This window comes from Mycobacterium sp. TY815 (genome assembly GCF_030755135.1).
Lineage (GTDB): Bacteria > Actinomycetota > Actinomycetes > Mycobacteriales > Mycobacteriaceae > Mycobacterium.
The window spans coordinates 3,460,972-3,473,822 of sequence record NZ_JAUFRX010000001.1 but is presented as its reverse complement, the minus strand read 5'-3'; the positions used below and the strand labels follow the sequence as shown (position 1 = coordinate 3,473,822).

Annotated in this window: 12 protein-coding genes and 1 tRNA gene; 5 read left to right on the top strand and 8 right to left on the bottom strand. The window is 65.1% G+C overall.

What is annotated here, in order from left to right; all coding sequences use genetic code 11:
• Nucleotides 1-13 precede the first annotated feature (13 nt).
• Nucleotides 14-877 (top strand): zinc metalloprotease HtpX, encoded by an 864-nt coding sequence (htpX, locus tag QXK92_RS15010; protein WP_306242430.1) that lies wholly within the window; start codon nt 14-16, stop codon nt 875-877.
• On the opposite strand, the gene QXK92_RS15005 is transcribed toward htpX, so the two are convergent.
• Both QXK92_RS15005 and QXK92_RS15000 read right to left on the bottom strand, forming a co-directional pair.
• Nucleotides 878-2,395 carry a SulP family inorganic anion transporter gene (locus QXK92_RS15005; RefSeq protein WP_306242429.1) on the bottom strand — a complete coding sequence of 506 codons (1,518 nt, stop codon included), beginning with the start codon at nt 2,393-2,395 and terminating at the stop codon, nt 878-880. It abuts the gene before it with no gap.
• A 256-nt stretch (nt 2,396-2,651) separates the two neighbouring features.
• Complete coding sequence (locus QXK92_RS15000; protein WP_306242427.1) at nt 2,652-3,677, bottom strand: NAD(P)H-dependent glycerol-3-phosphate dehydrogenase; 1,026 nt, start codon at nt 3,675-3,677, stop codon at nt 2,652-2,654.
• Between the two features lie 103 nt (nt 3,678-3,780).
• Between QXK92_RS15000 and QXK92_RS14995 the strand changes: the two genes are divergently transcribed.
• Complete coding sequence (locus QXK92_RS14995) at nt 3,781-5,181, top strand: trypsin-like peptidase domain-containing protein (protein ID WP_306242425.1); 1,401 nt, start codon at nt 3,781-3,783, stop codon at nt 5,179-5,181.
• On the opposite strand, the gene QXK92_RS14990 is transcribed toward QXK92_RS14995, so the two are convergent.
• Both QXK92_RS14990 and QXK92_RS14985 read right to left on the bottom strand, forming a co-directional pair.
• Entirely contained in the window at nt 5,178-6,686 is a 1,509-nt protein-coding gene (locus QXK92_RS14990) for an NAD(P)/FAD-dependent oxidoreductase (protein ID WP_306242423.1), read from the bottom strand. The genes QXK92_RS14995 and QXK92_RS14990 overlap by 4 nt on opposite strands.
• 171 nt (nt 6,687-6,857) lie before the next feature.
• Nucleotides 6,858-7,349 carry a YajQ family cyclic di-GMP-binding protein gene (locus QXK92_RS14985; RefSeq protein WP_065131784.1) on the bottom strand — a complete coding sequence of 164 codons (492 nt, stop codon included), beginning with the start codon at nt 7,347-7,349 and terminating at the stop codon, nt 6,858-6,860.
• 68 nt (nt 7,350-7,417) lie between these two features.
• Between QXK92_RS14985 and QXK92_RS14980 the strand changes: the two genes are divergently transcribed.
• A tRNA-Tyr gene (locus tag QXK92_RS14980) sits at nt 7,418-7,501 on the top strand.
• Nucleotides 7,502-7,506: 5 nt separating this feature from the next.
• Here QXK92_RS14980 and QXK92_RS14975 read toward each other — a convergent pair.
• The 4 genes from QXK92_RS14975 to QXK92_RS14960 form a co-directional block, all read right to left on the bottom strand.
• A complete protein-coding gene (locus tag QXK92_RS14975; RefSeq protein WP_371934518.1) occupies nt 7,507-7,734 on the bottom strand; it encodes a tyrosine-type recombinase/integrase in 228 nt (75 codons plus the stop codon).
• Nucleotides 7,735-7,748: 14 nt separating this feature from the next.
• Nucleotides 7,749-8,372 (bottom strand): TetR/AcrR family transcriptional regulator, encoded by a 624-nt coding sequence (locus tag QXK92_RS14970; RefSeq protein WP_306242419.1) that lies wholly within the window; start codon nt 8,370-8,372, stop codon nt 7,749-7,751.
• Nucleotides 8,373-8,374: 2 nt separating this feature from the next.
• Complete coding sequence (locus QXK92_RS14965) at nt 8,375-9,139, bottom strand: hypothetical protein (protein ID WP_306242418.1); 765 nt, start codon at nt 9,137-9,139, stop codon at nt 8,375-8,377.
• Between the two features lie 70 nt (nt 9,140-9,209).
• Nucleotides 9,210-10,079, bottom strand: coding sequence for a lysophospholipid acyltransferase family protein (locus QXK92_RS14960; RefSeq protein ID WP_306242416.1), 870 nt, complete (start codon nt 10,077-10,079; stop codon nt 9,210-9,212).
• A gap of 116 nt (nt 10,080-10,195) precedes the next feature.
• Between QXK92_RS14960 and QXK92_RS14955 the strand changes: the two genes are divergently transcribed.
• On the top strand, nt 10,196-10,915 hold the full coding sequence (locus QXK92_RS14955; RefSeq protein WP_306242414.1) for a TetR/AcrR family transcriptional regulator: 720 nt from the start codon (nt 10,196-10,198) through the stop codon (nt 10,913-10,915).
• Nucleotides 10,916-11,023: 108 nt separating this feature from the next.
• Nucleotides 11,024-12,835 (top strand): long-chain fatty acid--CoA ligase, encoded by a 1,812-nt coding sequence (locus QXK92_RS14950; protein WP_371934517.1) that lies wholly within the window; start codon nt 11,024-11,026, stop codon nt 12,833-12,835.
• Nucleotides 12,836-12,851 lie beyond the last annotated feature (16 nt).

The window sequence follows — 12,851 nt, the reverse complement described above, 5'->3', positions numbered from 1 at the left end:
AGGACACCCACTCATGACCTGGCATCCGCATGCCAACAGGCTGAAGACCTTCCTGCTGTTGGTCGGTATGTCCGCGATGATCGTGTTCGTCGGCGCGTTGTTCGGCAGGACGGCCCTCATCATCGCGACCCTGTTCGCCGTCGGGATCAACGTCTACACCTACTACAACAGCGACAAGCTGGCGTTGCGCGCCATGCACGCCGTACCGGTGTCGGAATTGCAGTACCCCGCGATGTACCGGATCGTGCGCGAGCTGGCCACCGCCGCCCATCAGCCCATGCCGCGGTTGTACATCAGCGACACCAACGCGCCCAACGCATTCGCCACCGGCCGCAATCCGCGCAATGCAGCCGTCTGTTGCACCACCGGCATCCTGCGGATTCTCGACGAGCGCGAGTTGCGTGCCGTTCTGGGTCATGAGCTGTCGCACGTCTACAACCGCGACATCCTGATCTCGTGCGTGGCAGGTGCGCTCGCGTCGGTGGTCACCGCCCTGGCCAACATGGCCATGTGGTTCGGCGCCTTCGGCGGTAACCGTGAAGGTGGCGTCAATCCCTTTGCGATGCTGTTGGTTTCGTTGCTCGGCCCGATCGCCGCGACGGTCGTGCGGCTGGCGGTGTCGCGCTCCCGGGAATATCAGGCCGACGAGTCGGGGGCGATGCTGACCGGCGACCCGCTCGCCCTGGCGTCTGCGCTGCGCAAGATCTCCGGCGGCGTGCAGATGGCCCCGTTGCCACCGGAGCCGCAGCTGGCCAACCAGGCTCACCTGATGATCGCCAACCCCTTCCGGGCCGGCGAGCGCATCGGGTCGTTGTTCTCGACGCACCCGCCGATCGAGGACCGCATCCGGCGGCTGGAGCAGATGGCACGCGGCTGATCAAGCCGCCGCTTCGGGCGCTTCGCGTCCGACCAGCGACACCAGGGCTGTGCGCGGCGGATGCCCGCGCTCGAGTAGTCCGTCGATGTGAACCGTTCCCCCGGTGGACTGATGCTGCTGCTGCCAGTCGGTAATCGATTGGTGCGCAGCGTGATCGAGGTAACTGACGGCGATGTGCAGGGTCACCGTGCTGCCGCGGGGCACCTCGGTCAGTACGCGAGTCAGGCGCGGCAGGCTCAGGAAGGTGCAGGCGCCCTCGATCGTCACGCGCCACTGATCAGCATCCGGGATGGCCTCCACCTTGGCACGGACCACCCGCCATCCGGTGATCGCGATGGCCAGGACCAGGCCGATCAGGACGCCGTGCAGCAGGTTGAGGAAGACGACGGCGACGATGGTCACCAGGTAGATAGCGAAATCGCCGGTCTTCACCGCGGTTTCGATGTGCGCGGGCTGTAGTAGCTGAATTCCGATGACGATCAGCAGCCCGGCCAGTGCGGCGCTGGGGATCTCTTCGATCAGCCCGGCGAAGGGCAGGGCGAACAGCAGGATCCAGAAGCCGTGCAGGATCGTCGAGGCACTCGTTTTGGCCCCGGCCTTGATGTTCGCTGAGCTGCGCACGATCACACCGGCGATCGGCAGGCCACCGATGGCGCCCGAGACGATGTTCGAGGCGCCCTGTCCGATCAATTCACGGTCGAGATTGGTGCGCGGTCCGCTGTGCATCCGGTCGGTGGCGACGGCGGTCAGCAGACTCTGCACGCTCGTGATGAGCGTGACGGTGATGATGCCGATCACCACCGCCCCCCAGTTGCCGTGCGGAATGGCGGGCAACTGCAATGCCTCGATCACCGAGCCTTCCAGGGTGATCCGAGAAACGGTGAACGGAAACACCACCGAGATGACGGTCACCACCACGATCGCGACCAGCGGACCCGGAACGGCGGCCAGCTTCGCCGGGGCCCGGCGCCACGCGACCATGATCGCGATCACCAGCAGCCCGAGGAAGAGCCCCGGGCGGTGAGCTCCGAGGATCTGAGCCGGCAGCTCGACCACGTTGGCCCATGCCGAACTGTGCGACTCACCACCGAGCAGCACATGGGTTTGCTGCAGCGCGATGGTGATTCCGATGCCGGCCAGCATCGCATGCACCACCACGGGCGAAATCGCCAGCGCCGCACGGGCTACCCGGCTAAGCCCCAGCAGAACCTGCATAAGGCCCGCGACTGCTGTGATGAAACAAGTTATGCCCCAGCCGAATTCGGCTATCAGGTCGGCGACGATCACGGTCAGGCCGGCGGCCGGACCGCTCACCTGTAACGGTGATCCGCCCAGGGCGCCGCCTACGACGCCACCGACGATCGCGGCGATCAGGCCGGCGAGCACCGGAGCGTCGGAGGCGATGGCGATGCCCAGCGACAAAGGCAGTGCCACCAGGAAAACCACCAGTGAGGCCGGCAGGTCGTGCCGGATGACTGATCGCCATCGCTCGCTTCGTGACTCGTCGGTCTGTCGCATCGGAGGCTCCCTCGTCTGATCTAGCGGGGGATCTTGCGCCGTCCGCCCCGTATCGCGATCTATCCCGTAGCCGTAACACCCTGAGGCGCAAGCGAATACGATTCCACTCGAAACGGCGATGTTCCGGGCAGCTCGTCTGCCGACTCTGATTGACGGTAGGGTGGGCCGCTGGCACCGGCAACCGGACGCGCGGGGTGCATAGCGAACGCAAATTTTCTATGCGCCGCACTTGATCAGCGCCTGATGGCGCTTGGGGTCAGAAGCCCGAGCCGTGCACCTCGTGTCCGGGCTCCTCGGCGGCCAGGCCACTGTAAGCTTGCTCGACGGTGGAGCCGTGGTTGATCACCGCGTCGACCTCGCGCGCAATCGGCATGTTCAACCCGAACTCGTCAGCGAACTCCATGATGACGCTCGCGGCCTTGACGCCCTCGGCGACCTGGTTCATCGACGCGATGATCTCGTCGATCGGTTTGCCCGCACCCAACTGTTCGCCGACGTGACGGTTGCGGCTGCGCTGGCTGGTACAGGTGACGATCAGGTCACCGAGGCCGGCCAGGCCGGGAAAAGTCTCGGCGTTGCCGCCCATCGCCACTCCCAGCTTGGTCATCTCGCGCAGTGCCCGGGCGATCACCAGGGCCCGGGTGTTCTCGCCGATGCCCAGCGAGTAGCCCATTCCGACCGCGATGGCGAAGACATTCTTGAGCGCTCCCGCCATCTCGACGCCGATCACGTCGTCGGTGGTGTAAACGCGGAACCGCCGGGTGCGGAACATCGTCGACAGCCGGGTGGCCAGGTGCTGGTCCGGCATGGCCAGCACCGCGGCGGCGGCGTAACCCTCGGCCACCTCGCGGGCGATGTTCGGTCCGGCCAGAATGCCCGCCGGATGCCCGGGCAGGATCTCCTCGATGATCTGCGACATCCGCATGTTGGTGCCCTGCTCGAGGCCCTTCACCAAGGAGACCACCGGCACCCAGGGCCGCAGTTCCTTGGCCAGCTCGGTCAGCACGCCGCGGAATCCGTGCGAAGGCACACCCATGACCAGAACGTCGGCGCAATTGGCGGCTTCGGCGAAGTCGGTGGTGGCGCGCAGCGAGCTGCTCAGCGCCACCTCGTTGCCGAGGTAGCGGCTGTTGCGGTGGTTTTCGTTGATGTCCTTGGCTGTCTCCTCAGACCGAACCCATTGCAGGGTCGGCCCGCGGCGCGCGCAGATTGAGGCCACGGTGGTGCCCCAGGAACCGCCACCGAGGACAACGACATTGGGTTCGCGCTTCTCAGCTGCCATGAACTTCACCCTATTGCTGTGAACCTCGAATACCAACGACCCACGGGCAGAGGACTTCGGGCCCTTTCCGCTGAGGTGCGGACACCGGAAAGGTAAAGGAGTGATGTCATGCCGAGCATTGCTCGCCGCTGTCGCGCTCGTCGTTTCGGTGGCGTGGCCCGCGAGTGCAGTCGCCGACGACGGTCGGCCGCAGGCCAACGCCGAACAGATTGCGGCGGCGCGGATACGGCCGGCCGTCATGTTCCTGGCCGCCGAGGCGTACGGCATGGTGCGGCTGCCCGACGGCAAGGCGCTGTCGTTCTTCGGCGCAGGTTCGAACGCGCCGTTCGTCGTGACGTGGAACTGCACCGGATTCGTCGTCAACCCCGACGGCTGGGTGGCCACCGCGGGCCACTGCGCCGACCCCGATACGGCGAAAGAGCAGATACTCAAGAAGGCCGTCGGCGAATATCAGGCCCAATATCCGGACTCGCCAGTGAGCCAGGACCCGCTTGCGACCCTGGACTATCTGGCGAAGAACGCGCGGGTGGAAGGCACACTGGCTGGTCAGGGCCCGCAGGTGAACCTCACGCTGATCTACGGCACCGGCACCAAGATCGCCGAGAAGATGCCCGCCACCGTCGTCGATTTCCGGCCGATCGGCAAGGGCGATGTTGCGCTGCTCAAGGTGGACAAACACAATCTGCCGTCGTCGGAACTCACCACCGATGCCGCGGTCGGCATCGGCACACCGGTACTGGCCGTCGGATACGCCGAACCCACCGCCCGGCTGACCGGCCGGTCGCTCGACCCCACCAACAAGAGCGGCAAGGTGAGCAAGAAGTCGAAGGTGAAAACCAGCCCGGTGTATGAGATCGACGCCGCCGTCGCCGAGGGCATGAGCGGCGGCCCGACCGTCGACCTCAGCGGAAAGGTGATCGGCGTCAACAGCTTCGGCCCGGCCGGCGAACCGCAGCCGTTCAACTTCATCGCGCCTGCGGACACGCTCGCAACGATGATGGCGGCCAAGGCCGTCAAGGGCACGCTCGGTCCCGCTGACCAGTCGTACCGCCAGGGACTCACCCACTACTACGAGGGCCGCTACAGCGACGCCATCAAAGACTTCGACCTCGCCCTCACGCTTTCGCCCGACTACCCCGGTGCTGCCGACCTCAAGACCAGCGCGGCCAATCTGCGCCAGCAATACGGCGACACATCGATATTCGAGCGGTCAAACCTGTTGTGGTACATCGCCAGTGGCGGATTGCTCGTGCTCATCGTCGGCAGCTGGTTGACGGTGCTGGTGATCAGGAACCGGCGGCAACGACGCGCGGAAGCCGAGACCGAAGCGGTCGCACCGCCCGATGACGACGACGCAGCCGGCACGGTGCGATCGCTGGGACTGGTTCCTCCGGCGGGGGATGACGAGCCGCACTTCTGCGCCAACTGCGGCGCGCAGCATCACCACGCCGAGAAGTTCTGCCCGAACTGCGGCAAGAAAATTTCGCTCGGGGCGTCCGCTTAACCGGCCAGCGCGGCACGGTCGGCAGCCCGGCCGAACACCATGGCCTCGTCGATACGGTCGAAGCGGTAGTCGATCGCATCGGCAAAGTAGTTCTGCCGCACGTTCCACGGCCGCTTGGTGCCCGACTTCGGCAGCGCGTGCAGCGCCCGCTTGACGTAACCGGCCTGAATGTCCCACGCCGGTTTCTCGGTCATCGACTCATCGCCAAGGTGGGGGCTGGCGTGCGTGTAGCCATGCTCGGCCATGTACGCCAACAGCTTGGCGGTAGCCCGCGCGGTCATGTCCGCCCGCAACGTCCACGACGCGTTCGTGTAGCCCACGCACCAGAACAGGTTGGGCACGTCCTCGAGCATGTGGGCCTTGTAGACGAAGCGGTCCCTGGGGTTGATCTCGACGCCGTCGATGCTGATTGTGGCGCCGCCGAGGGCCAGCAACTGCAGGCCGGTGGCAGTGACGATGACGTCGGCGTCGAGATGCCGCCCGGATTTCAGCACGATGCCGGTGGCGTCGAACCGGTCGATGTGATCGGTGACCACCTCGGCGCGGCCGTCGGCGACAACCTGGTACAGGTCGGCGTCCGGGATCAGGCACAGCCGTTGGTCCCAGGGGTTGTACTTGGGCCTGAAGTGGGTGTCGACGTCATAACCTTCCGGCAGGTTCTGAATTGCCTTGCGGCGCAGCATCCACTTGATCAGCGGTGGGGTCTTGCGCGACAGGAACCACAGCACCCCTTCCATCAGTGCGTTGTAGAAGCGGATGGTCAGGTGAGCTGCTCTGCGGGGCAGCAGCTTTCGGCTGAGCCAGGCGAACTTGCTGTACTTCGACGCCGAAATCAGATACGTCGGCGAACGTTGCAGCATGATCACCTTGCCGGCCTTTTCGGCCATCGACGGGATCAGCGTCACCGCGGTCGCTCCGCTGCCGATCACCACGACCGTCTTGCCGGTGTAGTCCAAGTCTTCCGGCCAGTGCTGCGGATGCACGACAGTGCCCGCGAACTGCTCGATGCCGGGGAAGTCGGGGGTGTAGCCCGCGTCGTAGTCGTAGTAGCCGCTGCCGAAGAACACGAACCGGCTGCGGCACTCCTTGCTGACGCCGTCCTGCTCGAAGGTGACGGTCCAGGTGTCGGTGGCGGAATCCCAGTCCGCGCCCCGGACGTGGCTGTGGAAACGGATGTGTTCGTCGATGCCGTATTTGTGGGCCATGTTCGACAGGTACTCACGGATGTGGTCGCCGTCGGCGACGCCTTCCTCGCGGGTCCACGGCTCGTACGGGAAGCTGAGCGTGAAGATGCTGCTGTCCGAGCGAACGCCGGGATACCGGAACAGGTCCCAGGTGCCGCCGATCCGGTCGCGCCGCTCCAGGATCGCGTAGCTGAGCCCCGGGTTGCGCTGCAGGATGCGGTAGGCCGCACCGAGGCCGGAGATGCCGGCGCCGACGATGAGGACGTCGACGTAGTCGGTCTCAGATGGCTTGTGCTCGGCCTGGTGGGGAGTCACGGTCATCGTGAACCTCGCTTGTCTCCTGGGGATGCCGTCACCAGAGTAGGCACCCACCGGTTGGTCGGGCCAGGGACCTTCGGCTCTTGGGTTTCGCGTCGAGCCTGCGCTCAGGGCTGCAGTTCGTCGAAGAATCGCGCCGCTGACGCAGGCTCGATGCCGCTGACGCGGGCTCGGCTACCGGTAATTGACGAACTGCAGCGCGACATCGAGGTCGGCCTGCTTGAGCATCGAAATGACGGCCTGCAGGTCGTCGCGCTTCTTGCTGGTCACCCGGACCTCGTCGCCCTGGATCTGGGTCTTGACCGTCTTGGGCCCTTCGTCGCGGATGAGCTTGGTGATCTTCTTGGCATTCTCACTGCTGATGCCCTGCTTGAGGGTGCCGGTCAACTTATAGGTCTTGCCGGAGGCCTGCGGTTCGCCGGCCTCGAAGGACTTCAGCGAGATGTCGCGGCGGATCAGCTTCTCCTTGAAGACGTCGAGCGCGGCCTTGACCCGCTCCTCGGTGGACGAGGTCAGCTCGATACCTTCTTCGCCTTTCCACGCGATTTTGGTGTCCGTCCCGCGGAAGTCGAAGCGCGTGGACAGTTCCTTGGCGGCCTGGTTGAGTGCGTTGTCGACTTCCTGCCGGTCGATCTTGCTGACGATGTCGAACGATGAGTCCGCCATGCGCTGCGTCCCTTCTTCAGTGCTGCCCGTTTGTGAACTGTCTACCCGGTCGTTGTACCCTGCTAGGCGGCAGGTTGCCCGAGCGGCCAATGGGAGCGGACTGTAAATCCGTCGCGAAAGCTACACTGGTTCGAATCCAGTACCTGCCACCAGCAGTTCAGGGCCGGTTTCGGGCGCGAGCGATGTGATCGCGCTCCGGAACTGTCCACAGCGCGTCCGCGGCGGAATCGAAAGCGGTGGCGATTGCATCCAGGTCATCAGCGAAGTCGCCATACCGGTCTAACGCCTGCGCCGTCGATTCATGGCCCAGAAGCCGTTGGACCACTGTGACATTGGCGCCTTCGTTGATGGCCAAACTGGCGCAACAGTGTCTCAGGTCGTGCAACCGGATCCCGTTTGTTAACGCTCTTCGAACGCCGGGGACAGATATCGAGCGGCCATGACTTTGGCCTGCTCGATGATCGCCGGGTCTCCGGTGGGATCGACACGGAAAGCCGTTTCGAGGAGAGCCTGGCTGGCCTCCCAGCTGACGTAGATCATCAGCGCAAGTTCGTCGTGCGGCACGTGTGCGCGAGGGCCCAGCAGGTCGGCGAGCGTTGCGGCGAATCGGGTGTTGTTGTGTTCGTGGTCGGCGCGGATGAAGTCCGGATTCAGGCGCGCGCCGACCCAGAGCTCCCGAAGCGCCGGTTCGCTGCGGTAGAAGCCGGCGTAGGCATCCAGCAGGCGGTCGAGCAGCACCCGCCAGTCGGCCTCGACGCCGGCATCGGCCAGTGTTGTTTCAAGGACGTCGCCGAAGCGGTCGGCGAAGCGTTGCGCGAGCGCGTAGACGATGTCGTCCTTGCGCGCGAAGAACTGATACAGCGTCCCCAGCGGAACGCCGGCGCGCGTGGCGATGTCGCTGACCTTGAGGCTGTCCGGGCCTTGCTCGACGACGATCGCCGCGGCCGCGTCGAGGATGCGTTCGACGCGTGCGCGGCTGCGTTGCTGGGTTGGCGAGCGGCGCAGGTGAGCTTGACCGGACATGTTCACTTCTGGTCGAACGGCGCCATATGCATGAGGGGAATGAAACCGCAGCGGCGCACCAGCGCGAAACGTCCGCGACCCACGGCTTTCGCTTCGGCGGTGAAGTGCGCTGCCAGTTCTCGGGTGAAACCGCTCCTGTCGTAGCGGGCCAGGGTGTCGTCGACCAGGCGCGCGGACAGGTCCCATACGCGGTTGCCCACGATGTCCACCATGGCCCCGGTCTGGATGTAGTAGCCGAGCGGCCCGTCGCGCTCGACACTGACGCCGGGGGTGGTGTGCACGGTGATGGCGTCGGCCAATTGTGTTGCCCTTTGATCATCGAGCTGCGCCGACGTGGCGCACTCGATGGCACGGCGGGCGCTGCGCACGGTGAAGTCCTCACCCGGCACGACGGGCGCGATGCCGTGATCGTGCAAAAGGCAACCGGCGTATAACAATTCGTCGTCTACGGGGACGCCATCGACGTCGGCCAGCGCACGCCCGAATATCCACGACCGGTAGCTGTGGCCGATGATCACCGGACTCTGTTCCGCCGCGGCGGCCTCTGCCTCGCGTGCGAAGCGGCTGTCGGGCGGCCGGATCTCGCGATCGATCGCGCGGGCCCTGGTGTCGGGACGGGTGCCGCGCAACCGGTTGAGGAAGTAGTCACGCTGGCTGTTGATGATCGCGCCGAGCAGTTGCAGCTGTTCGCGGCGAGTGAGGCGGCCTTTGGTGCGCCGAGTCCACTCGATGCCGCCGATGCGGTTGGGGTCGGGGCCGGTGCTCATCGCGCATCTCCGACGACCAGACCAAAAAACATGAACATGAATCACGTTCTATACGGTGCCGGCGACGACGTCAACCGGCCTGCGCGTCCTCGCGCGGCCTCGCTCCGGATACGGCGCTTCGCCACGCCAATGGGCTCAGATTCCGGAACGGGTCCGTTTCGCGGAGCAGCTGAAGATCGGCGAGCAGGGTTTCGAGTGCGGTTTGGCTGCGCTGTTTGACGGTGGCTTCCCACTGGGCGGCCGGCACGCGGGACGGTCTGCGCGTGTCGATCGGAGCGCCGAATCGTATGTACATCCGTTGCGGCCGCGGGACGAGCGTCGGCCCGAGACCTCTGACGAGGGGGATGTTGACTTCGGGTTGGCGCAGAACATGTTTGGTGAACAGGCGGCCGGCCCGTCCCCATAGGGAATTCCGTTCGACGAGGCTGTGATAGATGTCGTCGCCGCCGACCAGTCCGACCGGAATGATCGGATAGTCATGGGCGATGGCCAGACGAGCGAATCCGCTGCGGCCCTCCCAGAACAGCTGGTAGTCCTCGCCTTTGAACTTCGGCATCTCGCGACCGCCTCCCGGGAACACCAAGAGCGCTTCGCCGTGTCTCATCAATTCCGCGCCGTTCTCCGGGTTGCCGACCACTGCACCGGCCGCGGCAAGTAGATCGGCGGTGAAGCCGCGCTGTTGCGCCAGGGTGCGGGAGGCGAGGCCGCGAACCCGAACGCCGAGTTCGCGGCGCACGAAATAGGGGATCAGGACAATCTCGCCCAGGCCCCACGAAGTGTGGTTGCCGACCAGCAGGAAGCGGCCGTCGCGCGGAAGGTTGTCCATCCCGTCGACGTAGGGCTTGCACAGATCCACAACCGGGTTCAATCGATCGGCCACGCCGAAGATCGCCTGCTGCATCGCTTTCACGCGGTCGGACTGATCGACCAAATCGCTCATCTTCCATCCCATCTCACGGGGGATACCGCATCAGATGCTAGCCCTATACTGACCAAATGACCAATATGGTCAGTATGGCTAGTCGGGGAGGCGGGCGGGCGGATATATTCACTCCCGTGAGCGGATCCGCGAGTGAGCTCCCCGAACAGCACTCGGCCAAGGCGGCCAGGCTGCTCGAGGCGGCCAACGATCTTCTGCTCGGCCGGGGCGCAAAAGGATTCACCGTCGCCGATGTCGCGCAGCGGGCACACGTGGGGAAAGGCACCGTCTACCTGTACTGGCCGACCAAGGAAGACCTCTTGGTCGGTCTGATCGGCCGCGGCTTCCTCGGTCTTCTCGACGATTTGATCCAGACACTCACCGCGCAACCCGATCTCGCCCGCCCGTCGCAGTTCTGTCCGCTGATGCTGGAGATCGCGACCGGCAAGCCACTGGTGGCCGCCCTGCAGAGTCAGGATGAAGACTTGCTCGGCGTCCTTGCCCGCGACCCGCGCTCCGTGGCGTTTCGCGACGCGCTGGGACCCGGTGCGGTGCTCAAGGCCGTACTTCCGATCTGGCGCCGAAATGCGTTGGCGCGCAACGATTGGGACATTGCCGATCAGACGTTCGCGCTGTACGGACTCATTACCGGGGTTGCGATGTCGCTGGTCGGCGCCGCTCCAGTCGTCGTCGATGATGCTCTCGGTGTCCTGCGCGCCGCGGTGACCGCTCTGCTCGGTCCTGAACGTGCCAACAAGAAACAGATCGGGGTTACCGCGGCTGAGGTCATCGAGTTTCTCCGGCAGGGCCGGGTCGCCGCGTTGCAGATGATCCAGCCCGATGCTTCGGCTGGTTGAACAAAGGAAGCCTGCCGAAACCCATGCAACTGACCATTGCCCCGGTGCGATGTAGCTGGCATTGTCGGCAGCTCTCATACTTCCTAGTGAGATGGCCAACACGAAGGGATGACCGTGTCGTCGGTAAGCGCCGCACCCAAGGCAAATCTGGCTTCGATGTTCCTGGATCGAGTCGGCGCTTCAGCCGGCAAGGAGGCTTTTCGGCACTTGCGCGACGACCGGTGGGTGTCGGTGACCTGGCGGGAGACCGCCGATCGCGTGCAGCAACTCGCGGCAGGGCTGCTCGCCTCGGGCATCGAATTCGAACAGCGCGTCGCGATCATGGCGAGCACCCGCTACGAGTGGATCCTGGCCGACCTTGCCGTCATGTGCGCCGGTGCGGCGACGACGACCGTGTACCCCAGCACGCATGCGGCCGACGCCACGTACATCGTGGCCGACTCGGAGTCGCGGATCGTCTTCGCCGAGGACGCCTCGCAGGTGGCCAAGCTCGCCGAGAACCGCGGCGACCTGCCGGACGTTCGCCTCGTCGTCGTCATGGACGGCGAGGGCGACGGCGACTGGGTCATCACCTTCGACGAATTCGCCCGCCGCGGCGCCGCGTACCTCCACGAACATCCGACGTCGGTCGTTGACGCCGCGGCCACGGTGACCAGCGAGTCGCTGGCCACCCTCATTTACACCTCGGGAACCACCGGACGTCCGAAGGGAGTGCGCCTGGCGCACCGGTCGTGGACGTCGGCGGCGGAATTCATTCACAACGAGGGACTCCTCGGCGAAGACGACCTGCACGTCCTGTGGCTGCCGCTCGCCCACTCGTTCGGGAAGGTGCTGCTCGCCAGCCAGCTCGCCTGCGGATTCGTCAGCGCGGTCGACGGTCGCGTCGACAAGATCGTCGAGAACATGGGCGCAGTGAAACCGACGTTCATGGCCGCGGTGCCGCGCATCTTCGAAAAGGCGCACGCCCGGATCGTCATGACGAGCCAGGGCGCCGGTGGCATCAAGGCCCGGCTGTTCGACCAGGCGTTCCGCGTCGGTCTTGAGGTATCGCGTCGGCGCCGTGACGGCAGGTCGGTGCCGCTGCCACTCAAGCTTCAGGTTCAGCTGTTCGACCGTCTGGTGTTCAGCAAGGTCCGCGACGTCTTCGGTGGCCGGCTGCGATTCTTCGTCTCCGGGTCCGCGCCCCTCAACCGGGAGATCGCCGAGTGGTTCCTCGCCGCCGGAGTGCTCGTCCTGGAAGGCTACGGGCTCACCGAATCCGCCGGCGCCGGCTTCATCAACCGGCCCGACAACTACAAGCTCGGCACGGTTGGCCTGCCCTTCGACGGCACGGACGTGCGCATCGGCGACAACGGGGAAATACAGCTGCACGGTCCGTTGGTGATGACCGGCTATCACCATTTGCCCGACAAGACCGAAGAGGCGATGACGAAGGACGGATGGCTTCGCACCGGCGACCGCGGCAGCCTCGATTCCGACGGGTTCCTCACCATTACCGGCCGCATCAAGGAGCTGTTCAAAACATCCGGCGGCAAGTACGTCGCACCGCCGGCCATCGAAGCGAAGTTCATGGCGCTCTGCCCGTATGCCAGCCAGTTCATCGTGTTCGGGGAAGCGCGCAATTACTGTGTCGCGCTGATCGCCCTGGATGGTGACGCGCTGACCAAATGGGCTCAGGAGCAAGGGCTTTCGGAGATGTCGTTCGCCGAGCTGACCCGCAACGCCAAGGTGCGCGAGATGGTCGACGGCTACGTGCAACAGCTCAACAGCGAACTCAACCGATGGGAGACCATCAAGAAGTGGGAACTGATCGATCACGAATTGTCAGTCGACACAGGGGAACTCACGCCGTCGCTCAAGTTGAAGCGGGCGGTGGTCGAGCAGAACAACAAGCAGGTTATCGACGGGTTCTACGTGTGAAAAGCCGCGGGTATCG

Coding starts and splice junctions, on each gene's coding strand:
- htpX (WP_306242430.1), top strand. CDS start 14: ATGACCTGGCATCCGCATGCCAACAGGCTGAAGACCTTCCTGCTGTTG.
- QXK92_RS15005 (WP_306242429.1), bottom strand. CDS start 2,395: ATGCGACAGACCGACGAGTCACGAAGCGAGCGATGGCGATCAGTCATC.
- QXK92_RS15000 (WP_306242427.1), bottom strand. CDS start 3,677: ATGGCAGCTGAGAAGCGCGAACCCAATGTCGTTGTCCTCGGTGGCGGT.
- QXK92_RS14995 (WP_306242425.1), top strand. CDS start 3,781: ATGTCATGCCGAGCATTGCTCGCCGCTGTCGCGCTCGTCGTTTCGGTG.
- QXK92_RS14990 (WP_306242423.1), bottom strand. CDS start 6,686: ATGACCGTGACTCCCCACCAGGCCGAGCACAAGCCATCTGAGACCGAC.
- QXK92_RS14985 (WP_065131784.1), bottom strand. CDS start 7,349: ATGGCGGACTCATCGTTCGACATCGTCAGCAAGATCGACCGGCAGGAA.
- QXK92_RS14970 (WP_306242419.1), bottom strand. CDS start 8,372: ATGTCCGGTCAAGCTCACCTGCGCCGCTCGCCAACCCAGCAACGCAGC.
- QXK92_RS14965 (WP_306242418.1), bottom strand. CDS start 9,139: ATGAGCACCGGCCCCGACCCCAACCGCATCGGCGGCATCGAGTGGACT.
- QXK92_RS14960 (WP_306242416.1), bottom strand. CDS start 10,079: ATGAGCGATTTGGTCGATCAGTCCGACCGCGTGAAAGCGATGCAGCAG.
- QXK92_RS14950 (WP_371934517.1), top strand. CDS start 11,024: ATGACCGTGTCGTCGGTAAGCGCCGCACCCAAGGCAAATCTGGCTTCG.